General features: G+C 51.9%; 19 protein-coding genes. 11 read left to right on the top strand and 8 right to left on the bottom strand.

Annotated elements, in window-relative coordinates:
• Nucleotides 1-165: 165 nt before the first annotated feature.
• Nucleotides 166-1,170 (bottom strand): OmpA family protein, encoded by a 1,005-nt coding sequence (locus EU557_RS19115; RefSeq protein ID WP_245326324.1) that lies wholly within the window; start codon nt 1,168-1,170, stop codon nt 166-168.
• 332 nt (nt 1,171-1,502) lie between these two features.
• Between EU557_RS19115 and accD the strand changes: the two genes are divergently transcribed.
• The 4 genes from accD to EU557_RS19095 all read left to right on the top strand — a co-directional run bounded on the left by accD (nt 1,503) and on the right by EU557_RS19095 (nt 5,364).
• A complete protein-coding gene (gene accD / locus EU557_RS19110) occupies nt 1,503-2,393 on the top strand; it encodes an acetyl-CoA carboxylase, carboxyltransferase subunit beta (RefSeq protein WP_135532068.1) in 891 nt (296 codons plus the stop codon).
• Between the two features lie 220 nt (nt 2,394-2,613).
• Nucleotides 2,614-3,351, top strand: coding sequence for a YiaD family glycine zipper/OmpA-like lipoprotein (locus EU557_RS19105; RefSeq protein WP_135532067.1), 738 nt, complete (start codon nt 2,614-2,616; stop codon nt 3,349-3,351).
• Between the two features lie 424 nt (nt 3,352-3,775).
• Nucleotides 3,776-4,480 (top strand): YiaD family glycine zipper/OmpA-like lipoprotein, encoded by a 705-nt coding sequence (locus tag EU557_RS19100; protein ID WP_135532066.1) that lies wholly within the window; start codon nt 3,776-3,778, stop codon nt 4,478-4,480.
• 122 nt (nt 4,481-4,602) lie between these two features.
• Entirely contained in the window at nt 4,603-5,364 is a 762-nt protein-coding gene (locus tag EU557_RS19095; protein WP_135532065.1) for an endonuclease III domain-containing protein, read from the top strand.
• 17 nt (nt 5,365-5,381) lie between these two features.
• Here the strand turns inward: EU557_RS19095 and EU557_RS19090 are convergent, their stop codons facing one another.
• Nucleotides 5,382-5,876: a hypothetical protein gene (locus EU557_RS19090; protein ID WP_135532064.1), complete on the bottom strand. Its 495-nt coding sequence runs from the start codon at nt 5,874-5,876 to the stop codon at nt 5,382-5,384.
• 249 nt (nt 5,877-6,125) lie between these two features.
• Between EU557_RS19090 and EU557_RS19085 the strand changes: the two genes are divergently transcribed.
• On the top strand, nt 6,126-7,109 hold the full coding sequence (locus EU557_RS19085; protein WP_135532063.1) for a radical SAM protein: 984 nt from the start codon (nt 6,126-6,128) through the stop codon (nt 7,107-7,109).
• 6 nt (nt 7,110-7,115) lie between these two features.
• On the opposite strand, the gene EU557_RS19080 is transcribed toward EU557_RS19085, so the two are convergent.
• Nucleotides 7,116-7,475 carry a DUF4870 domain-containing protein gene (locus EU557_RS19080; protein WP_135532062.1) on the bottom strand — a complete coding sequence of 120 codons (360 nt, stop codon included), beginning with the start codon at nt 7,473-7,475 and terminating at the stop codon, nt 7,116-7,118.
• A 172-nt stretch (nt 7,476-7,647) separates the two neighbouring features.
• On the opposite strand from EU557_RS19080, the gene EU557_RS19075 reads away from it, so the two are divergent.
• On the top strand, nt 7,648-8,166 hold the full coding sequence (locus EU557_RS19075; RefSeq protein ID WP_135532061.1) for a gamma carbonic anhydrase family protein: 519 nt from the start codon (nt 7,648-7,650) through the stop codon (nt 8,164-8,166).
• A gap of 62 nt (nt 8,167-8,228) precedes the next feature.
• Here the strand turns inward: EU557_RS19075 and EU557_RS19070 are convergent, their stop codons facing one another.
• Genes EU557_RS19070 through EU557_RS19060 form a run of 3 tightly spaced genes read right to left on the bottom strand, consistent with a single transcriptional unit; the run spans nt 8,229 to nt 10,315 of the window.
• A complete protein-coding gene (locus EU557_RS19070; protein ID WP_135532060.1) occupies nt 8,229-8,501 on the bottom strand; it encodes a hypothetical protein in 273 nt (90 codons plus the stop codon).
• A gap of 50 nt (nt 8,502-8,551) precedes the next feature.
• Nucleotides 8,552-8,923: an RDD family protein gene (locus EU557_RS26130; protein WP_135532059.1), complete on the bottom strand. Its 372-nt coding sequence runs from the start codon at nt 8,921-8,923 to the stop codon at nt 8,552-8,554.
• A 60-nt stretch (nt 8,924-8,983) separates the two neighbouring features.
• Nucleotides 8,984-10,315, bottom strand: coding sequence for a hemolysin family protein (locus EU557_RS19060; RefSeq protein WP_135532058.1), 1,332 nt, complete (start codon nt 10,313-10,315; stop codon nt 8,984-8,986).
• Nucleotides 10,316-10,533: 218 nt separating this feature from the next.
• Between EU557_RS19060 and EU557_RS19055 the strand changes: the two genes are divergently transcribed.
• The 3 genes from EU557_RS19055 (at nt 10,534) to EU557_RS19040 (ending at nt 15,318) form a co-directional block, all read left to right on the top strand.
• The gene (locus tag EU557_RS19055) at nt 10,534-12,753 is read left to right on the top strand and encodes a protein-disulfide reductase DsbD family protein (RefSeq protein ID WP_135532057.1); all 2,220 of its coding nucleotides are present in this window, start codon (nt 10,534-10,536) and stop codon (nt 12,751-12,753) included.
• Nucleotides 12,754-13,364: 611 nt separating this feature from the next.
• Nucleotides 13,365-13,829 (top strand): AsnC family transcriptional regulator, encoded by a 465-nt coding sequence (locus EU557_RS19050; protein WP_135532056.1) that lies wholly within the window; start codon nt 13,365-13,367, stop codon nt 13,827-13,829.
• Nucleotides 13,830-14,436: 607 nt separating this feature from the next.
• Nucleotides 14,437-15,318, top strand: a complete 882-nt coding sequence (locus EU557_RS19040; protein ID WP_167855275.1) for a TonB family protein — start codon at nt 14,437-14,439, stop codon at nt 15,316-15,318.
• A gap of 80 nt (nt 15,319-15,398) precedes the next feature.
• On the opposite strand, the gene trxA is transcribed toward EU557_RS19040, so the two are convergent.
• Complete coding sequence (trxA, locus tag EU557_RS19035; RefSeq protein WP_135532054.1) at nt 15,399-15,728, bottom strand: thioredoxin; 330 nt, start codon at nt 15,726-15,728, stop codon at nt 15,399-15,401.
• Between the two features lie 504 nt (nt 15,729-16,232).
• Here trxA and EU557_RS19030 point away from each other — a divergent pair.
• Nucleotides 16,233-16,727 carry a YsnF/AvaK domain-containing protein gene (locus EU557_RS19030; RefSeq protein ID WP_135532053.1) on the top strand — a complete coding sequence of 165 codons (495 nt, stop codon included), beginning with the start codon at nt 16,233-16,235 and terminating at the stop codon, nt 16,725-16,727.
• A gap of 42 nt (nt 16,728-16,769) precedes the next feature.
• Nucleotides 16,770-17,645 carry a YsnF/AvaK domain-containing protein gene (locus EU557_RS19025; protein ID WP_135532052.1) on the top strand — a complete coding sequence of 292 codons (876 nt, stop codon included), beginning with the start codon at nt 16,770-16,772 and terminating at the stop codon, nt 17,643-17,645.
• A gap of 74 nt (nt 17,646-17,719) precedes the next feature.
• Here EU557_RS19025 and dnaE read toward each other — a convergent pair whose 3' ends face one another.
• On the bottom strand, nt 17,720-21,403 hold the full coding sequence (gene dnaE / locus EU557_RS19020) for a DNA polymerase III subunit alpha (RefSeq protein WP_135532051.1): 3,684 nt from the start codon (nt 21,401-21,403) through the stop codon (nt 17,720-17,722).
• Between the last annotated feature and the right edge of the window lie 88 nt (nt 21,404-21,491).

Genomic DNA, 21,491 nt, shown 5'->3' with positions numbered 1-21,491 from the left:
CAACCCGGCAGTCTGCGCACCCGACGACGAAACGCAGGGTGGAATGATGACTATATGAGCCAGCTTTTAACCTGCGTCCGCGAAAACTGCCGGATGGCAGTCCTCTAAATTTGATGCGTACGCCCTGTATGCGCCGCTCTTTTCTTAACCTGAAGTGCCCTAACTCTATTGTCCGCTGGATGAGTTAGTATCCAGAATCTTGAAAAGCTCGTCGAGCTTGGGCGTCAGGATGATTTCGGTGCGGCGGTTGAGGGCTTTGTTAGCGGGCGTATCGTTGGCGGCTACAGGTACATATTGGGAGCGGCCCGAGGCGGTTACGCGCTGGGGCTGCACGCCGCCGGTGGTAAGTAGGCGCGCAATTTCCGTGGCGCGTAGTACACTCAGGTCCCAGTTGTCCTGCATGGCAGCGGTAGGTCTGGTAAAGGCTACGTTATCCGTGTGGCCTTCTACTACCACATTTACATCGGGCTGATTCTGGAGGGCGGCGGCCAACTGCTTTAGGGCTTCCTGGCCCTTTGGGTCAACCTTAGTTGACCCTGTTTTGAACAGTAGTTGTTCCGACAGCGACACGTACACTTTGCCGTCTTTCATCTTCACCTCCAGATCGGTGCCTTTGAAGCCGCGCAGGGCATTGCTCACGCTGGCGCGCAGGTCGTTTACCGCTTTGTCTTTCTGGGCTAGGGCTTTCTGCAGCTCTGCCAAACGGGCCTCGCGGGCCGTAAGATCGGCAGTGAGCTTGTCGATGTCGGCGCGACTCTTCTTGAGGTTGGTGTCCAATTCGCCTAGCTCAGCCTCGCGTCGAGCCAGATCTTTCGCTATCTTGTTATAGTCAGCGTTTTTATCGGCAATGGTGCGGTCAGAGTTCTTTAGCAGCTTATCGTAGGAGTCGGTCAGTTGCGTATTGAGCTGACGGGTACGGCGCAGGTTGCGGCCGGTTTCGGTGGAGTCATCGATGAGGCGGCGGTTTTGCAGCCGCATCTGGGCCAGCTCATCAGTGGTTTTCTTTAGCTCCGTCACTGCCTGGCGCTGCTGGCGTTCAATATCGGCGCGGGCCTGCTCAGTAGAGGCCTGGCGAGCTTTTAGATCGTCGTATTTCTTGGAGGCCACGCAGCCAGGTAAGGCGCTGGCGGCTACTAAGGCCCAAATAGCCAGAGAGGAAAATTTTTTCACAGAAAAGACACGTTTCAGTCCGAAATTGAGCAAGCTAGGCCTCTTCGCCTATCTTCCCCGCGGCAAGGTAACGCACTCTGCTGGCATGTTGCAATCTAGACTGGCCTAGGACGTAGAGAAACCGGTGGAGGAGAAGAAAGTAAGGGTGTACCAGGCTGTTTGGCTCACTGAAGCCAGCCGAACTTCAATACCTCCTGACCATTTCCTACTAACTATTTCACCACTCTTGGAATCTACTGTAACTTGCACCTTAGAAAAAGCCCAGCAGTGGCCGCTTAGTGTGCGCTCAATGCGGGCTTTTTCTCCCCTCACGTCTCATTTAAGAAGAATATATGTCTTGGTTTAAGCGCGTAGAGAAAGGCATCGTCACCCCGACGGAGCAAAAGAAAGAGACGCCCGATGGCCTGTGGTATAAGTGCCCCGAGTGCAAAACCGTAGCTACTATGGCCGAGCACAAGCGCTTGTTGTCCACTTGCGCCAAGTGCAACCATCACGACCGGATCGATGCGGCTGACTACTTTGACTTTCTGTTCGACAACCAGACCTATACGGAGCTGGCGGCCGATATGCATTCCGCTGACCCCCTGAATTTCGTGGATACGAAGGCGTATCCGCAGCGTGTAGCGGCTACCGAAAAATCCACGGGCTTGAAGGATGCTGTACGCTCTGCTCATGGCCAGCTGAATGGCCTAGGCCTAGTAGTAGCTGCCATGGATTTTAAATTCATAGGGGGCTCTATGGGCTCAGTAGTAGGTGAGAAGATTGCTCGCGCTATTGATTATGCCCGGCAAAACCGCCTCCCTTTCCTCATGATTTCGCGCTCTGGTGGAGCCCGGATGATGGAAGCTGGCTATTCCCTGATGCAGATGGCCAAAACCTCGGCTAAGCTAGCGCTGCTTTCTGAGGCCGGTATTCCGTATATCTCCCTGCTCACTGACCCCACTACCGGTGGCGTGACGGCTTCATTTGCCATGCTCGGCGACTTCAATATTGCTGAGCCTGGAGCCCTAATTGGTTTCGCTGGTCCTCGGGTTATCAAAGAAACTATAGGTAAAGATTTGCCTAAGGGCTTCCAGAGCGCAGAGTTCGTTCTAGAGCATGGTTTCCTGGACTTCATTGTGGACCGCAAGGACCTCAAGCAGAAACTGACCGACTTGCTTACTATGCTGCAAAAAGCAGAAGTGCCTGTTATAAAGGATGCTACGGCATCAACAGCAGTATAGGAATAGCAGGAGCTTACGTTTCGGCAAGCTTTTTGGAAAAGGCTTCTTACATGGGCATTCGGCCCGTGAAAGAAGCCTTTCTTGATTTAAGGAAAAGAGTGGCCTACCCGCCGCTAAATATAGGGCGACCTATATTTATCTAACTTTTTCCGTTTAACTCAAGTAAATAATCACACCCAACAGTACCTCTCTCTTTTTCTGCTTACCTAATTCCATTCTGATGAAATCTCGTAATTCCCTTCTGACTTTGCTGATGGCGTTGGTGCTTTTAGTAAGCTCCTGTGCTACCACTAGAAACCCAAATATTCCGGAAGCTAATACTAACGGTACTGGTCCGCGTAAAACGGGCATGAGCAAAACCGCTAAAGGTGGCCTGTTGGGCGCTGGTGGTGGTGCTGTGGCAGGTGCCGTATTGGGCCGTGTAATTGGTGGCAAGAGCGGCACCGCTGCTGGCGCAATCATTGGCGCTACGGTAGGTGGTGCTGGTGGGGCTCTCATTGGCCGCAAAATGGATAAGCAGGCGGCTGAGCTGCAGAAGGACATGCAGAACGCTCGGGTTGAGCGCGTAGGAGAAGGCATTAAAATTACCTTCGACTCCGGCATCCTGTTCGACACCAACAAATCTGACTTGCGTGCCGCTTCGATGAGCGAAATCCAAAAAATGGCTGAGGTTCTGAAGAAGTACCCCGACACCAACGTGTTGGTAGAAGGCCACACCGATAACACTGGCTCTGATGCTATCAACCAGCCGCTATCTGAGCGTCGCGCCCAGGCAGTAGCCAACTACACCACTTCACAGGGAGTAGATGCCTCACGCATCACTACCAAAGGCTACGGCTCTACTCAGCCAATTGCTGATAACACCACGGCTGAAGGCAAGCAAGCCAACCGTCGGGTAGAAATTGCCATCTATGCTAACGAGAAGATGAAGAAGGCTGCCGAAGAAGGCCGTCTGTAATCTTAGTTCTCCTTGCTAAAAAAGAGGGCCACCTGTATAGGTGGCCCTCTTTTTTGCATTAGCAGACTGGCAAAACAAAAGGGTGTGCCACGCAATAGCTAGGTATAGCTTCTGCTGCACGGGGTCGTAGTACTTGCAGCCCCTGTCTATAAATGAATATGATTTTTCAAGGAATAGGTAGCGTTGTGAGGATGTGAAAGAGATGGATAATAAGGCGTTATCCTAGCAAGCAGGAGGGAGGAAAACAAAGGTTGCCAAGCCAAGGAAGCCTTTAGGATAATTTTTTTTCCCATTCAAACGTTTTTGGCAAGGTGGTTGCAAAATGCTCAGTAACACTGTAGCGGTTTTAGTTGATATTTGCACCGCGCAACTGTAGCGCTAAACCGTAAGCCTTCATCAAACCAACACACTCAACCCTTTCTTCATGAAAACCCTTCGTTCGTATTTCACTTTGTTGCTGGCTCTGCTGTTGTTGGGCGGCAACTTCGCTCAAGCGCAAACCACTACCACCAAGAAGCCAATGAGCAAAACCGTTAAAGGTGGCTTGTTGGGCGCCGGCGGTGGTGCCGTTGTGGGAGGCGTACTAGGCCGCGTTATTGGCGGTAAAAACAGCACGGCAGGTGGTGCTATCATCGGTGCGGCCGTAGGTGGTGCTGGTGGAGCCCTAATTGGTCGCCGGATGGACAAGCAAGCGGCTGAGCTGAAGCGCGAAATGGCTGGTGCCAAAGTTGAGCGTGTAGGCGAAGGCATCAAAATTACCTTCGACTCCGGCATCTTGTTCGCTAAAAACTCGGCTGCTTTGACCTCAACTGCCGAAGAAAATATCAATGAGCTGGCTCAGACCCTCATTAAGTACGGCGACACCAACGTACTGGTAGAAGGCCACACCGATAACACCGGTACCGACGCCATCAACAACCCCCTCTCGCAGCGTCGTGCTCAGGCAGTAGCTAACTATGCTCAGCAGCAAGGCGTAGATGCTTCGCGCTTCACAGTAAAAGGCTACGGCTCTACTCAGCCAATTGCTGACAACTCTACTGAAGCAGGTCGTGTAGCTAACCGCCGCGTAGAAATTGCCATCTATGCCAACGAAAAGCTGAAGAAGGCTGCCGAGAAAGGCACCATCTAAGCGACTCCTGACGCAAGTAATTTGTGCAGAACAAGGCGACACTCTCAGAGTGTCGCCTTTTTTTGTGGCCTAGGCCGTCGCGTAGCTCGTAACCTACAGCCGGGCTAGTCGGTAAACGGGCTATGCCCACCACCTACACCTCGTCAGCCTCAGAAAAGACCTGGCAAGATCATCTCATTCTGAACGAGTTCTTTGAGCCCTTGACGTTGGAGCATGCGCGCCGTACGCCCATGCGGGAGCTCATATCCACTATCCTCTCGCATCGAACTACGCATGCCGATGAGGAACTGGCCTACGACCGAATGCTCGAAGCATTTGGTGACTGGCAGGGGGTTTTAGATGCGCCAACCGCAGAATTGGCCCACGCCATCAGGACCACGCGCTGGCCTGATACACAGGCTCCGCGCATTCAAGAAGTATTGCGACGCATTAAGGCCGAAAGAGGCGAATTTACTCTTGATTTTTTAGGCGAGTGGCCTACAGAACAAGGCTTGCAGTGGCTGACAGACATGCCCGGCATCGGCCTCAAAACGGCGTCGTTGGTGCTGCTGTTTAACTTTCACAAGCCCATTTTGCCCGTTGACACCCACGTGCACCGCATTGCACAGCGAGTGGGTATGATTGGCCCCAAAGCCTCAGCCGATAAAGCGCACAAGGTGCTGCTGGAGCATCTGCCCAAAGATCCATTAGTGTTGCTTAACTTTCACAAGCACAATTACTGGCACGGGCAGCGGGTCTGCTTCTTCACAAAGCCCGATTGTGCTCGTTGTCCGCTGAAAGGCTTCTGCAACTATTACCTAGAGCACTATGGCCCGGCTACTGCGGAAGCTATGGCGGCTACACCCAAGAAGTGGGACACGGCATGGGGTGCTTTGCCACACTAGCACACTGGAATAGTGGCCTAGGGAAGCTTATCTATCCGGGACCGCAGGGTATCAACGAGTGGGTGCAAATAAGCCGGTAGATTTCGCTTTTGCGTATCAATCAGCCAGAAGCCTCGCTTACCATTTTTATTTACCTCCAAGTAATATCCTCCCCAATCTCCCGCATCGGGTTGCCCAATGGCACCGTTGGGCTCGCGCAGTAGCTGAGCCGGAACAGACTGGCCTAGGTCCTCGGCGTGGCGATAAAAGCTGGTGGATAGGGCCACGTACTCACCCACATAGGGGGTATTGACGGTAGGGTAGATGTCCTTAACGTCTTCTGATAGTTCCTGCTTCTGGGCATCGAGCTTATAAATCTCAATGCACCGCTCGCCTGAACATTCGCCATAGAACTGCCCAAAAATCAACTCCTCAGGAGATGGCTCTACCTTAGGGTTCTCATCAGAGCAACCGCTGCTGCACAGTGCAGTTAGCATGAAGCTGCTCAATACAAATCGAGTAGTAAAGCGCATAATTGTGAATCAGGAGTGTAACAGATATAAGAGTAACTGGTATAGCTAGCCTACAATGTAGGCCAGTCGGACCCCTTAGATAGCGCATGGGTTGCGGTATTCTTTGAGTGCTAAGGTGCCTAGAGTAACTGGCCTAGCAATAAGCTCTTCCGTAAAGAGCGGCAAAAGAACAATAAGGTTGCACTGCATATTGTTTGAAAAAATGGGATGCGCCCCCGAGTTGCGGTTGTGCAGTACCTTTACCCGCCTATGCGTCTTGTTCGTCACCCGGTCCTGTGCAACTACTACGTCACCTACCGGTGCAATGCGCGGTGCTCTTTCTGTGATATTTGGGAAAAGCCCTCGCCCTATATCAAGCTGGAAGACGTGGCGCAGAATCTGCGTGACTTAAAGCGGCTAGGTGTGTCAGTAATTGACTTTACAGGTGGAGAGCCCCTGCTGCACCGCCAAATTCATGAGTTTATAGGCCTAGCCCATGATATGGGCTTTATCACAACGCTTACTACCAATTGTCTGCTCTACCCTAAGTATGCAGAAAAGCTGCGTGGTAAAGTAGACATGCTGCATTTCTCCCTAGATGCCTCGGAAAAAGAAGTACATGATAAAGGTAGGGGCGTAGCCTGCTACGATTTTGTGTTGGAAAGCATCCGAGTGGCGCGGGAGTTAGGCGAGCGGCCAGACATTCTGTTCACTGTATTTCGGGAAAACCTCAAAGACTTGGAGGCTGTATACCGCGACATCGCGCAGCCCAACAAGCTGATGTTGATTCTCAACCCGGCCTTTGAGTACAACACCGTAGAAACCGGGGAGCAGCTAACCGCTGCCGAACTAGATTACCTCTCCAGCTTTGGCAAGCGGAAAGGCGTGTATCTGAATGAGGCATTTATTCAATTGCGCCGTGATGGCGGCAACCACGTTGCCAACCCCATCTGCCGAGCCGCTAGTACCACGCTGGTTATTTCGCCTTCTAACGAGTTGGTACTGCCTTGTTATCATCTGGGGGAGCAGAAGTTTCCCATTGAAGGCCGCCTGCATGAACTCTACAATTCAGAGCCGGTGCAACGACTAGCGGCTCTGGAAGGGCGCTTGCCACAGTGCGAGGGCTGCACTATCAATTGCTATATGCAGCCCAGTTTTGCCGTAGAAACCAGCAAGTATTTCTGGCAAGCCCTTCCTAGTACTATGAAGTATAACTGGGAGAAGGGCACCTGGAAGCGGATGCTGACGCGCTAACTGCTGCTACGAGAAGAACCGAATAGAAAGCGGGTAGGTCCACAACTCACCATTATTAGCCTTCACGGCTCCAATAATGGGGAATATAGTTCCTAGTAGTCCTAAAAGCCCCAGCAGCGGGAGCCCTATTAAGAAAACAATCAGCATTCCGCAGACCAACCCATAGATCAGAGAGCTTACTATCCAGTTAGCCACTACTTTACCGTGAGCATCGATGCCAGGTAGTTCGTTCTTCTTAAGCTGCCACAGTACAATGGGCAGCACAAACCCGGCACCCGGCACCAGCACTCCAGCCAGTAAGGATAGGTGCAGAAAAGTGGCCCATTGGCGGGTTTCACTATCAGAGGTAAAAGATGGCTGTTGCATAGTGAAAAGCCTTTAATGCTGCCGGAGTTAGCAGTTGGCCAGCAAGTAAGTAGAAAATTGGCTGTAGGCCTATTGTCCGGCACGAGGATACGTTCAGAGTAAGTTTCCCCCGTACGTTTGTAGTAGCAGCGCTATACTGCTCCCTCAAATGTTCACCTCAATTACTGATTTTATGCCCGCTCTCATCCTGCCCGTTCGTGGCGCCTTGCCCCAACTAGGAGCTAACTGTTATGTGGCCGATAACGCTACTATCGTTGGTGACGTGGTGCTAGGCGAAAACTGCACTGTGTGGTTTAATGCCGTAGTACGCGGCGACGTCAACAGCATCCGGGTAGGCGACAAAACCAATATTCAGGATGGAGCTGTTATTCATTGCACATACCAGAAAGCGGCAACCACGATTGGTGCCCGTGTAAGCATTGGCCACAAAGCCATCGTACATGGCTGCACTGTGGAAGATGATGTGCTAATTGGCATGGGAGCCATTGTGATGGACCACGCCGTGGTAGGCCAGGGCTGTATTATTGCTGCTGGCGCTGTAGTACTAGAAAACACGAACTGTGAGCCTGGCTACTTGTATACCGGCATCCCGGCCCGCAAAATCAAACCGGTTACGGAAGAGCAGCGGGCAACCATTCAGCGCACCGCCGATAACTATGTGCTATATGCTAGTTGGTTTTCTGCTAAATAGAGCAATAGGGACACAAAAAAGGGTTACACGTACGTGTAACCCTTTTTTGTGTCCCTATTGCTCTATTTGTTCGGGGTGGTTGCGGGCGAAGCAGCTGGCGTAGCATCCTTCGGTTGGGGCTTATAAATAGCTCCAGTAGCAAAGTCAATAACAGCGCCAGGCCAGAATAACAAAATATCAGCTACTAGAGCGCCTACACGAATATCACGCTGGGGCTGGCCAGCTGCTGGCTTAGTTTTCTGGTAAGTAGAAACGGGTCCACCAAATACCGTCGCACAGCTAGATAAGATGGTAGAAGCGAGAGCAAGAATAGCAAACTGTCGAAGTTGCTTCATACAAGAGATAAATTGAATTGGTCGATGATTAAATCAGGGCCAAAACTAGGCTAATAGTTTATAAATACCACTTTCGTTCCTGAAAGTCTGTCATGCCACGCATACTTAGTGTTCAGCAGCATACTTAGAGGTTCTAAGGGGATAAAGCGACACACAGTCCGCAAGACAATGGCTGTCAGGGAAGGACGTTCGTCCCGTTTGTTTACAACTATTGTGCGCGTGAGTAGCTTACCCAGGCTACGCTGGAAAAAAAACTCACCACTTACATAGTATAGAAAAAGTGCCCCCAAGGAAGCCAGCCGTAGTTGCCATTGGGTAGCTTCAGCGTCACTGATTAGCCTAACCACCATTGCCAAGGCCAACAGTATTACCACGTCATCGATCAGCCAATTTATCAGCCGCCGTGTTTTAGAAGCCTCCACAAATAATTACAATAAAATAGAAAGCAAAGACGCCTCTCGCTCAACGTCTAATGCTACACTTTATAAACTCAACTCTTCGTTTTCGGCGGTTTCCCGTTCTTGCTCCGTGGTAACGCGCAACTGCACTAGCTCTACGGCGCGGCGGGAGCGTTTGAGCACCCGAAACTCGTAGTTATCGAGTACGGCTACATCACCTACTTCCGGGATGTTACCATAAATTACATTCAGTAGGCCACCTACCGTTTCGTAGTCATCGCCTTCTGGTAGAGGATAGGGGAGATACTCGTTGGCATCCGGAATGGGAGTTGCGGTATTCACGCGGTATTCCAAATCAGAGACCTTTTCTACCACTGGTACCTCGTTATCGTACTCATCCTGGATTTCGCCTACCAGCTCCTCCATAATGTCCTCAATGGTCACAATGCCTGAAACGCCGCCGAATTCATCACTGACGATGGCCATGTGCATATGCTTGCGCTGGAATTGGCGTAGCAATCGGTTAATCTTTTTGGTTTCTGGTACAAAATAAGCCGGCCGCATAATCTTCTGCACCAGAATAGGCTCATTCCGGCGAATGATTTGCAGCAGGTCTTTCACATACAGGACGCCTACAATGTTGTCAATATTGCCTTCGTATACCGGAATGCGAGAGTATCCTTCATTATATACCGTCTCCAAAAGCGCATCCTGCGGCAGGTTCACGTCGATGGCAGCAATCTTAGTGCGGGGCACCATGATCTGCTTCACCATACGGTCGTTGAATTGGAAGACGTTTTCAATCAGCTCGTGCTCCGAATCCTGAATCTCTCCGCTTTGCTTGCTCTGATCGAGCAGCAAGCGCAGCTCGTCGGCAGAGTGCGCCTCGGGGCCGTGGGTTACATGGCCTCCAAACAAGCCGGCTACCATGTTAGAGAGCTTATTCAGCACCCAAATGGCGGGAGCTGTAATGAAGGCGAAAGCACGCAGCGGAATGGCAATAGCCATGGTGGTACTTTCGGGCTTCTGAATGGCCATTACTTTGGGCGCCTGCTCACCCAGCACAATGTGCAGAATGGTTATAATGGAGAAGGAAGTAACCAAAGAAATTTGGTGCACTGCAGTCGTCGACAAGGTGATATGAAACTTGTCGATAATGGCCATTACAATCTCGGCTACTACACTTTCACCAATCCAACCCAAGGCCAGTGAAGCCAGGGTGATACCAAGTTGGGTAGCGGATAGATAGAAGTTTAAATCCTGCAGCATGCTCTGCACGAGCTTGGCCAGGCGGTTTCCGCTCTGCGCCTTTATCTCAATTTGAGAGATACGAACCTTGACGAAGGCAAATTCCGCCGCCACAAAAAAGCCGTTCAGCAGCACTAGCAGAACGGTAAGTAGGATATTTAAAATCATAGATGCAGGGCACGGCTCGACCGGCCTGGCTCCCTTTATGTAACAAAAGTACGAGAATCCGGCCAAGCGGTTCGGATCAGAAAGGTCTAAGCCACTCGACGACTGGTGAAAACCTGCGACGGCCGAGCCTGTTGGTGCAACGTAAGGTGGGAACTATGCCGGGTACTGGCGTACTTTGTGGGCTTGACGCCTCCTTACCTCGTCTTTTCTCTTTTTGCATGCAACTCTTGAAAATATTTCGGCTAACCCTGCTGCTAGTGCTGGTTAATACCCTCAGTAGCCTGGCGCAGGTCATCACGCCTACCAAACTAAGCACGGCGGTAAGCAAAACTACCTTGAAGGTGGGCGAGGAAACGGAACTTATCGTGAATGCTCGCATCCAAGACACCTGGCACCTATATGCCACCGACTTCGATCCCGATCTGGGGCCTACAGTATTCAGCTTCGCATTCGCCAAAAGCCCCACCTATGAGCTGGTTGGCCTGCCCAAATCAGTGGGCGCCCAGAAGCATTATGATGAGGTGTTTAAGGGCAACGTTACTTACTTCGAAAAGACCGGCGTAATTCGCCAGCGCATTCGGGTGCTGCAACCGGGGGCTCTCACCATCAAGACGGATGTAGAATACCAAAGCTGTACTGATGTAGACGGGCGCTGCATTCCCGGCAATGAAACGCTTTCTTTCGGCCCGTTAGAAGTAACCGGTACGGCCGTTGCGCCAACTGCCTCGCCAGCTAGTCCTAGCCCAGGAACGCAAGGCGCCGTTACGCCCGCGGCCTCAACCACCCCTGCAGCTACCGCAAGCACCGCTCCCGAAACCACTACTGAGGCTACTACCGAGCCGGCCCCCCAGACAACTGCTGCACCCACGGGTGAGGCAGAAACGCCAATAGTTGCGCAAACTGCCCCACAGAAAGCGGTAGCCAGCGTGAACCTGCAAGACAATAAGCCTGCGGGTACTGGCCTAAGCCTTTGGAAGTATTTGCTCTTGGCCTTTGGTGCTGGCCTAGTAGCCGTGCTGATGCCCTGTGTATACCCCATGCTCCCCATGACGGTATCGTACTTCACCAATAATAGCCGCAGCCGCGGGGAGGCCATCACCAAAGCGTTGGTATACGGCCTATCTATCGTCAGCATCTATACGGGGGTTGGGGTAGTACTTAGTTTGCTGTTTGGCGCTGATGCGGCTAACCTGATCAGCTCTCACTGGCTTCCTAACCTGCTGTCATTCGTTATCTTCATCATCTTCGGCATGTCGTTTCTAGGCCTGTTTGAGATTAATGCGCCTAGCAGCCTCGTTAATAAAGTTGATGCGCAGGCCGATAAAGGTGGCTGGTCGGGGCTGTTTTTTATGGCGGCCACTTTGGTGCTGGTATCCTTCTCCTGTACTGTGCCCATTGTGGGCTCTGTTGCTATTGCGGCTGCCAATGGCGAGCTGCTTCGCCCAACGTTAGGTATGTTGGCTTTCTCCACTGCCTTTGCGCTGCCATTTTTTCTGTTTGCGCTGTTTCCTACCTGGCTTAAGTCAATGCCGCGCTCTGGTGGCTGGCTCAACACGCTTAAGGTAGTACTTGGGTTTGTAGAGCTAGGAATGGCGTTCAAGTTTCTGAGTTCCGCTGACTTGTCGTACCACTGGGGGCTGCTGCCGCGGCCGATATTCTTGGCCATCTGGATTGTGCTGGCAGGTCTGCTAGGCCTGTATCTGTTGGGCAAGTTCCGGCTGTCGCATGATAGTGAAACCACGCACGTGAGCGTACCCCGCTTGCTTATGTCGGCGGTAGCTTTCTCCTTTATGCTTTACATGGTACCGGGGCTATTTGGTGCACCGCTAAACGGGCTATCGGCTCTGGCGCCTCCCGCCACCCGGCAAGATTATGCCTGGCTCAATGCAAATGCTGCTCCTGTAATGACCACTGCGGGTACTGAGCTGTGTAGTTCTCCCCGCTTCGCTGAGTCATTGGAACTGCCTCATAATCTATCGGGGTACTTCACTTTGCAGGAAGCATTGGCCTGTGCCCGCCAGCAAGGCAAGCCGGTGTTTGTTGACTTTACCGGCCACAACTGCGGTAACTGCCGGGTGATGGAAGCCACCGTATGGAGCGACCCGCGCGTACTGAAGCGCTTGCAGAACGACTTTGTGCTGGTGGCGCTCTACGCCGATGACAAAACGGAACTGCCCTCCAACCAATGGTATACCTCTGCGCGCGACCAGCGAGTGAAAAAGACGTTAGGCGAGCAAAACCTCGATTTTCAAATAACCCGCTTCAATATGAACGCTCAGCCATATTATGCGCTGCTGGACCCTAGTAGTACCTTGGAGAAGCCTGTAGTATTGGCTCCGCCAGTGGCCTACGAGTCGGACATCAATAAATTCATTGCTTTCCTAGATGCCGGAGTAGCTCGTTACAAGCAACAGGCACAGGCTGTAGCTCAGCAATAGGCTAGCCACTTGAAGTGCATCTGGCTGACGATAGGTGAGCAGCTTGAATAAACCATAAATTCACCAGCCCCGCTTATAGGCCACCTCCGAAACAAAAATCCCGCTAGCGCACTGATAGGCCTAGCGGGATTTTTTATGAGCTTCCGGGTGAATGGCCATAAAAATGGCGTTCTTTGCACCCGATTTGAAAAAATGCTGTGTTGAAGAAATAGCCGGAGGAACTGTTCTAAAAACAAAAGGCGGCACCCACCCAGATGCCGCCTCTCAAAATAGGAACGCACCCACCCAGATACGTCCCGTTTTCCCTCCTCACGATTATCCACCCAAAGAAGAAAAAGCTGTAGAAGAAGGATTCGAACCTCCACGGAGTAGTTAGCCGGCCGCCGGACCAGTTTTTCCCGAATCTCCACCCCCGAGAGAGGAGGGCATGTCTGCCAGTTTCATCATTCTACAATGTATTAAACTGCTCCGCAGCCGTTTGCTTTGGATTATGACAAATGTAGGTTGTTGATTATTATTATAAAATAATTTCAGACATTTGGATTAAAATTTACATAGTTTTTAATAATGAAGCTCTTGAATTGAAATATATTCAATCAATTTACTGAAAAATGGCCCGCAATTACGAACTTGACGACACTGACCGCAACATATTAGCGCTGCTCATTGAAGACGCAAAAATGCCTTACACTGAAATTGCCCGTAAGGTGCACGTATCGGGCGGAACCGTGCATGTGCGCATGGCGCGCTTAGAGGAGTTGGGTATAGTACAGGGAGCTACCCTTAAAATTGATTACCAGAAACTTGGGTTTGGTGTTCGGGCTTTCTTAGGAATTTATCTGTTAAAAAGCTCAGTATATAGCAGCGTAGTAGATCAGTTGCGTCAGATTCCGGAGGTAGTAAGTATTGATTTCACGACGGGGGCCTACGGTATTTTCGCTCGACTTATTTGTCGCGATACCAACCACCTACGCGACGTGTTGCACGGTCAGATTCAACTCATCGAGGGTATTGAGCGCACCGAAACTCTGATATCGCTAGAGGAAGCATTTAACCGCCCTATTCAGCTTCTGTAGTACGGGAGCTAAACTACAGAAAAGGCCCTGATACTGTTGTCAGGGCCTTTTCTGTTTGGTATAGGGGCGTATTATTGCTTAACGGTAGATTTTGTAGTAACTGTTTTATTGACCTTATAGCGTTTGTCAAGCGTACCATCTGCCTTTTTGGGTCCTGTGGTAGTGGTCTTGGCTACCTTATTCTGCGAGTACCTTCTGTCCGGAGTGCCATCTGCTTTTGTTGGCCCTGACGTTGACCTGACAGTTGAGGTTTGCGCGCTAGTGCGGGTAGCACTAGACTTGGTAACGGTGCTAGATGTGCGCGTTGGTGCATTCTGGGCCTGTGCGGCCAAGCTGCACAGGCTGATTAGGTACAGGAAGGCAAAGAAACTTTTCATAGAAAGCGGGAAAGTAGGGTGGGAGATAATTGTCTGAGATACAGGAAATATAGTATTTTTCATGACTTGAACCAATTGTGCTTGGGCTGGACGGTTGGAGTAGGTATATTTCGTGGAAAGCTCCTCTTTATTGATTAAGCGTAGTAAATATGAAAGGCCCTTTCAGTGCTGTGCTCTTGTTGGCGAGTATTCCTTTCTGGGCGTCTGCTCAGAGTTTACCTGCCGTTTATTTGAATGATCGTGATGAGGTTACGGTGCCCGACAGCGCCACGCATTACCGATTAGTGGATCGTAAGAGTGAACTTCTGGGCACCTATACAATGCAGGAATATGCCCTAAACGGCACGCTCCTGCTACGCGGAGTGCTATCGTCAATTGATCCTCCGGTCCGGAATGGGCTCTTCACCTGGTACCATCCTTCAGGCGCTAAAGCAGGCCAAGTACATTACCACGATGATGAAGCTGATGGCTTATATGTTGGCTGGTACGACGATGGACGCGTTAGCCAACGGGGCGAGTATGACGACGGCCAGCGGATAGGGCGCTGGATTAGCGTACACCGCAACGGCCAGAAGCGCTCTGAGGGCCGCTACCATACTGGGCGCCTGGTAGGAGAGTGGCATTACTATTACGATACTGGTCAGCTAAGTGCCATTGCGCTGCCAGACCGCCAAGGCAAGCCCCTTGCCTTAGCCTTCTTCAACCAAGATGGCTCTCCTTACATGGGCAAGGTGCAGGTTAGGCAGCTACCGCAATTTCCGGGAGGGCAGGAGGCTCTACTGAATTACGTAGCGCGTAACACTACCTATCCTAAAAACTCTCGCCGAAAAGGCATTACGGGCACTGTGCACGTGAGCTACACCGTGGGCGAGGATGGCCGCGTTGGGCAGGTACGGGTAGTACGAAGTCTTTCGCCGGATGCCGACCAGGAGGCTTGCCGCGTTGTGGCCAGCTTACCTGCCTTTGAACCGGGAAGGGAGTATAATCTGCCCACCGCCATGACGTTTACCATGCCCATTAATTTTGCTCCCAGCTTCGCGTTGCTAAAGGGAACTAGGCCACCCCAAGTGCCGCCAACGGAGGCCCGTGCGGCAAACCCCGATGAGGAATAGTATTTATTTGAAAAAACGAAGCGCCCCGCTCTTACATAAGAGAGCGGGGCGCTTCGTTTGTACTGTAGGCCAGTACCTACTTATACAGTAACCTGAGCGTCGAGCTTTTGAGCCAGTACGTGCTTCGGAACAGCACCTACTTGCTTGTCTACGATCTGCCCGTTCTTAAACACGAGTAGCGTGGGGATGCTGCGAATGCCAAACTTAGCAGAAGTCTGAGGGTTGGCATCTACGTCAACTTTGCCGATAACGGCTTTGCCTTCGTATTCACCGGCCAGTTCTTCTACTACTGGTCCTACCATGCGGCACGGACCGCACCACTCGGCCCAGAAATCCACGAGCACGGGTTTGTCGGAGTTGATGATCTGGTCGAAGTTAGCATCGGTAATTTCGATGGCTTTATGTCCCATAACAGTAGGGGGTTTGTGGAAATGTGTGTGCTGTTTACGGTCAACCGGACCGCAAGGTAGCAGATTGCGATTCAACAAGCAGCGGGCCGGAAAGTTCACTCGGCCATAGTGGCAGTTTTCTCGACCAACCTAATCTTCCCTTCTGTAGCCCTATCAAGACGTTATTATTACCTGAGTAGGTGTTAGCAAGTGGCCTATAAGCGGGGAATTGAAACGTACCGGTACCGCAACTAGATTATATAAGCACAGATAACTTTATGAGCACACCAAGCAAAAACGTGCACAACAGGTTGGATATCTGAATTTTGAACATATAGGTTGTGTCCTATTATGGTAGCTATGATATGTCAATTAATATGGCTTCTGCTACTCTTTCGCGGGCTTTATTAGGAAAGGCTCATATTGACTAATTGTCATAAATAATTATATTATTTGGTGTGTTTGTGCCATTATAACAAGCTCTACTGTATAAACTAGTGGCCTAGGGTAGCGTAAGATTGCGCCATGGACCAGCCTATTAATTCTTCTGAACTCCCTACCTCTTCGGGCGCAACTGAGAGGGTGACCCCCATCTCGGGGCAGCCTTTGGTAATACCTGTAATCGAGGAGCAAGCCATTATCAACCGAGAGGTGGTAGAGAGTGGTCGGGTGCGCCTTACCAAAACGGTACATGAGCGAGAAGAGCTCCTCGAGTTGCCGCTCAAGCAAGAGGAAGTGCAAGTGGAGCGAGTCCCTATCAATCAATATGTGGCCGATGGTGCCCCACCCCCTGGCCTACGCTACGATGGCGATGTGACTATTATTCCAGTATTGCGGGAAGTGGTAGTTACGCGCTTACTAGTGGTGGAAGAAATTAGGGTTACTAAGCGCACTGTTAACACCACCCATAAGCAGCCCATTACCTTACTGCACGAAGAAGTGCAAGTAGTACGTGAGCCCTTCTCAAACACTGTCTCTCCCACAGACTCTAGTCCTGTCAGGCCTACATCTGCTGAATAATACTCATTACCTGTTCCTTTCCATCCTCAAACTCCTTTCGCTATGAACCAGACTGTTGTAGGAATCTTCGACAGTGCCGCCGAGGCACAACAAGCCGCTCGCCAACTCGCTGCGGCTGGCTTTACCCAAGACAATGTAGATGTTTCATCATCGGGCTCTACTGCTCGTACCGGTGACAGCAGCAATTACCAGAACACCAGTGGTACGGCCACCGAAGCCGTAGGCGACGCAGCTGGCCGTACTGGCGACGGAATCAGCAACTTCTTCAGCAACCTCTTTGGAGGCGACGACTCGGATGATGCCCGTCGTTACTCGCACGTAGCACGTCAGAGCCACTCGTTGGTAACGGTTCATTGCTCCTCAGCCGAGCATGCTCGCCGTGCCGCCGAGATTTTAGACCAAGCTGGCGCTGTTGATGTTGATGAGCGCGCTAGCCAAACAGGGTATGCTGCCAGTGGTGCAACTGCCAATAGCTACCAGGGCACGAACACTGCTGCCACTACCGGCGATGCAGGCCTGTCGGCTCAAGTAATTGAAGAAAATCTGCAAGTAGGCAAGCGTGTTGAGCAAACGGGTGGTGCCCGGTTGCGCAGCCGTATTGTGGAGCGCCCCGTAGAGGCAAGCGTGCGTCTGCGTGAAGAGCACGTAAATGTTGAGCGTCATCCCGTTGACCGTCCTGCCACCGATGCTGACTTTGCGGCCTTCAAAGAAGGTGAAATCGAAATCACGGAAAGCGCCGAACGTGCCGTAGTAGGCAAGGAAGCCCGTGTAGTAGAGGAAGTAACCCTGGGCAAAGAAGTAACTGAGCGCGAAGAAACCATCCGCGACACGGTTCGCAAGACGGAAGTAGACGTAGAGCGTATTAACGATACGAATGCTACGCGTCGTGATATCACTGACAACGACCGGACTGTATAACCTAGCCGGCCTAACATAAAAAAGGGCGCCCATTATTGGGCGCCCTTTTTTATGTTAGGCTTGGTATAGCAGCTTTAAATAAGCTGGCATGCATCTATTTCCATTTCGCGCATTCTCCGGATGAATTCTTTAGGCTCAATGCGGTAACGGCGGGAATAAGTGTCTACAGCCAAATGCTCATGGGGCTCCGCAAATTTGATTTCTAGCTTTTTAGAGCCTGCGCAGCCTTCTACAGCTTCCATAAAGCGGTCCATGAAAGGCTCCGTAATGGTGCGTAAGTCTAGCTGCACCCGCACACCATTGGCCAGCTTTTCGGCCACATTGAATAGAGGCTCCATGGTTAGGATCTTGAATTCAAATTGGTCGGAGTCGCGGAAGCGCTGCTGGTACTTACCCCGAATGTACATGGGCGGTACCTGCTCTTTATCGTAGTTGCGAGGATTGATAAGCGCTGAGAAGCGGCTGTAGTCGTCGCGGAACAAGGCCAAGTTCAGGCTCGATTCGTAGTCTTCCACGTTGAAAGACACGAAAGGCTGCCCCGTTTTGGTGGTTTTGAACAGCACGTTGGAAATCAGGCCGGCTACCGTTACCTCACGGTTTTTGTAGTTCTCTACCTTGTCTAGGCCACACGTGCAATAGGAGTCAATTTCCAGCTTGAAGTCATCGAGCGGGTGACCCGACAGGTAGAAACCCACCACCTCTTTTTCACGGCGTAGCTTTTCCGTGGGGCTCCAGGGTTCCATGTCCACAATCTTGGGCATGGGGATGGTCATCATGTCTCCACCACCGCCAAAGAGGCTCTGCTGCGCCGATTCCTTAGCCGCCTGATGTTGCTGGCCTACGCGCATTGCCTTCTCAATGACGTTCTGGTCATTAGAAGGAGCTTCAATGTACTGGCGGCGATGGTAGCGCTCAAACGAGTCGAAAGCACCAGCCTGGGCCATGCTCTCGAAGGTTTTCTTGTTCACGGCCCGCAGGTTGACGCGCCGCGAGAAGTCAAAGATATCGGCGTAAGGTCCGCTCTTTTCCCGCTCTTTCACAATCTCTTCCACGGCCGCTTCGCCGGCCCCCTTCACGGCTGCCATCCCGAAACGAATCTGGCCCTGGCTGTTCACGTTGAACTTCAGGATAGATTCATTCACATCGGGGCCTAGTACGGCCACGCCTTGCTTGCGAGCTTCCTCAATAAAGAACGTCACCTTCTTGATGTCGCCCATGTTGTTGGTCAGCACGGCCGCCATATACTCGGCGGGGTAGTGGGCCTTGAGGTAACCAGTCTGGTAGGCCACTACCGAGTAGGCGGCGGAGTGGGAACGGTTGAAGCCATAGGCCGCAAACTTCTCCATCACGTCGAATACCTCGTTGGCCTTCTTGGCTTTGATGCCATGGAGCTTCTCAGCACCCTCGCAGAATTTCTCCCGCTCCAGGGCCATCTTCTTCATGTCCTTCTTACCCATGGCGCGGCGCAGCAGGTCGGCGCCGCCCAGGGAGTAGCCGGCCAGAATCTGAGCCGTCTGCATGATCTGCTCCTGGTACACCATAATGCCCTGGGAGTAGTTCAAAATGGGTTCTAGCAGCTCGTGGGGGTACTCCACTGGTTCCTTGCCATGCTTCCGGTTGATGAAGTTCGGAATGAACTGCATTGGGCCCGGCCGGTACAAGGCGTTCATGGCAATCAAGTCCTCAATGTTAGTTGGTTTGAGGTCCTTGAGGTACATGCGCATGCCCTCCGATTCAAACTGGAACGTGCCAATTGTGTCGCCGCGCTGATAGAGCTCGTAGGTTTTAGGGTCGTCTATCGGAATTTCGTCAATATCAATTTTAACCCCGTGGTTCTTCTCAATGAGGTTAATGGCGTCCACAATAATCGTGAGCGTCTTCAACCCCAGGAAGTCCATCTTCAGCATCCCCGCCGACTCAATCACCTTGCCATCAAACTGCGTGACGAGCAGGTCAGAGTCCTTAGACGTTGAAACCGGAATGTACTTGGTGATGTCGTCGGGGGCGATGATAACGCCCGCCGCGTGAATGCCCGTGTTACGAACGGAGCCTTCCAGCTTCTCGGCTAAGCGCAGAATCTGGCCGCGTAGGTTATCGGGCGCATCGTCGCGCCGGATCATGTCCAGCTCCTGGTTCTCAGCAAAGGCCTTCTGCAGAGTAGTACCCACTTGGTCCGGCACCATCTTCACCAAATCATTAGCCACCGGCAACGGCAAATCCATGGCCCGCGACACGTCCTTGATTGACGATTTGGCCGCCATGGTGCCAAACGTGATAATCTGGGCTACTTGGGTCTTACCGTACTTATCAACCACGTAATCGATAACTCGCTGACGGTTCACGTCGTCAAAGTCAATATCAATATCGGGCATGGATACCCGCTCCGGGTTCAGGAAGCGCTCGAACAGGAGGGAGTACTTGATCGGGTCGATGTTGGTGATGCCAATGCAGTAGGCCACTGCTGAGCCTGCCGCCGAGCCCCGGCCCGGGCCTACAGCCACCCCAATATTGCGGCCGTGGTTGATGAAGTCCTGAGTAATGAGGAAGTAACCCGCGAAACCCATGGTTTCAATCACGCGCAGCTCGTAATCGAGGCGCTCCTCAATCTCAGGTGTCCGCTCAGAGTAGCGGGCTTTAGGACCTTCAAAAGCCCCTTTAAACGTGAGGTGACGCAGGAAGGCGTCAGCGGTGGGGTGTTCGGGAGGAAGCGGGAAGTTGGGAAGCAGAATATCACGCTGCAGCTTGGGCGGCGAAATCTTATCCACGATTTCATTGGTGTTGTCCACGCTTTCCGGCACGTCGGCGAATAGCGCGTTCATTTCCTCCTGGGTCTTGAAGTAGAACTGGTCGTTGGCAAAACCAAAGCGCGACCGAGGTTTGGGGCTCTGCGCCTCCTCGTCGATGCGCTGCAGCTGCCGCCGGATGCTAGCATCCTGCCCCGACAGGGGGCGCAGGTTGTCTAGGTGGTCGTAGAGGACCTTGTTGTCTTGAGAAATCAGACGGAAATACTGCGTTTGGAAGTCACCAACCGGGATGCTATGCTCCTCGCCGGTATTCACGCAGAGCAGAATGTCGTGGGGCGCGAAGTCAGTCTGGTCAACGTAGTGCGAGTCGTTGGTGCAGATAACCTTCACATTGTACTTCTTGGCTAGGCCTAGGAGTACTTGGTTCACATCCTCCTGGCTCTTACCGGTGCCATCGAAGTTCATTAGCCCGTGGCGCTGAATCTCGATATAGTAGTCATCCTCAAATACATCAAGCCACCACTTGAGTAGTTCCTCCGCTTTGGCCTCACTTTCAAACAAAATGGCCTGCGGAATCTCGGCACCAATGCAGCACGAAGTAGCAATCAGCCCCTCGTGATACTTGAGTAGAATCTCCTTATCAATGCGGGGGAATTTGCTGTACACACCCTCAATGAAGCTCATAGAGCAGAGCTTAGCCAAATTGTGGTAACCTGACTGGTCCTTAGCCAGCAAGAGCTGGTGGTAGCGCTTGTCTCGCTCGCCTTTTTCCCGGCTAAATGCCTTCTTGTGGCGGTCTTCCACCATGTAAAACTCGCAGCCTACAATGGGCTTCACGTTGTACTTATTCGCTTCGGCCACAAAGTTGAAGGCCCCGAACATATTACCGTGGTCAGTAAGGGCCACGGCCGGCATCCCATCCGCCTGCGCTTTTTTCATCAGGGCCGAGATGCTGGCCTGACCATCAAGCAGAGAGTACTGGGTATGTGAATGAAGGTGCGAGAAAACAGGCATGGGCAACAAGCAACACACCATTAGGGCGCGTTGCGGACAGTAAAGTTACCCATGATTTGGCGGCGGGGAAAGCTTGCTTGGCAACGGA

It is taken from the genome of Hymenobacter wooponensis (assembly GCF_004745865.1).
GTDB lineage: Bacteria > Bacteroidota > Bacteroidia > Cytophagales > Hymenobacteraceae > Hymenobacter > Hymenobacter wooponensis.
Note: the sequence above shows the minus strand (reverse complement) of the source record. Positions and strands in the feature narration are given on the sequence as shown.

What these genes read in the sequence shown, in the direction of transcription:
- EU557_RS19030 (WP_135532053.1), top strand. Translation starts at nt 16,233, where the DNA reads ATGGACCAGCCTATTAATTCTTCTGAACTCCCTACCTCTTCGGGCGCA.
- EU557_RS19050 (WP_135532056.1), top strand. Translation starts at nt 13,365, where the DNA reads ATGGCCCGCAATTACGAACTTGACGACACTGACCGCAACATATTAGCG.
- EU557_RS19090 (WP_135532064.1), bottom strand. Translation starts at nt 5,876, where the DNA reads ATGCGCTTTACTACTCGATTTGTATTGAGCAGCTTCATGCTAACTGCA.
- dnaE (WP_135532051.1), bottom strand. Translation starts at nt 21,403, where the DNA reads ATGCCTGTTTTCTCGCACCTTCATTCACATACCCAGTACTCTCTGCTT.
- EU557_RS19085 (WP_135532063.1), top strand. Translation starts at nt 6,126, where the DNA reads ATGCGTCTTGTTCGTCACCCGGTCCTGTGCAACTACTACGTCACCTAC.
- EU557_RS19025 (WP_135532052.1), top strand. Translation starts at nt 16,770, where the DNA reads ATGAACCAGACTGTTGTAGGAATCTTCGACAGTGCCGCCGAGGCACAA.
- EU557_RS19060 (WP_135532058.1), bottom strand. Translation starts at nt 10,315, where the DNA reads ATGATTTTAAATATCCTACTTACCGTTCTGCTAGTGCTGCTGAACGGC.
- EU557_RS19105 (WP_135532067.1), top strand. Translation starts at nt 2,614, where the DNA reads ATGAAATCTCGTAATTCCCTTCTGACTTTGCTGATGGCGTTGGTGCTT.
- EU557_RS19070 (WP_135532060.1), bottom strand. Translation starts at nt 8,501, where the DNA reads ATGAAGCAACTTCGACAGTTTGCTATTCTTGCTCTCGCTTCTACCATC.
- EU557_RS19080 (WP_135532062.1), bottom strand. Translation starts at nt 7,475, where the DNA reads ATGCAACAGCCATCTTTTACCTCTGATAGTGAAACCCGCCAATGGGCC.
- EU557_RS19075 (WP_135532061.1), top strand. Translation starts at nt 7,648, where the DNA reads ATGCCCGCTCTCATCCTGCCCGTTCGTGGCGCCTTGCCCCAACTAGGA.
- EU557_RS19100 (WP_135532066.1), top strand. Translation starts at nt 3,776, where the DNA reads ATGAAAACCCTTCGTTCGTATTTCACTTTGTTGCTGGCTCTGCTGTTG.
- EU557_RS19055 (WP_135532057.1), top strand. Translation starts at nt 10,534, where the DNA reads ATGCAACTCTTGAAAATATTTCGGCTAACCCTGCTGCTAGTGCTGGTT.
- accD (WP_135532068.1), top strand. Translation starts at nt 1,503, where the DNA reads ATGTCTTGGTTTAAGCGCGTAGAGAAAGGCATCGTCACCCCGACGGAG.
- EU557_RS19095 (WP_135532065.1), top strand. Translation starts at nt 4,603, where the DNA reads ATGCCCACCACCTACACCTCGTCAGCCTCAGAAAAGACCTGGCAAGAT.
- trxA (WP_135532054.1), bottom strand. Translation starts at nt 15,728, where the DNA reads ATGGGACATAAAGCCATCGAAATTACCGATGCTAACTTCGACCAGATC.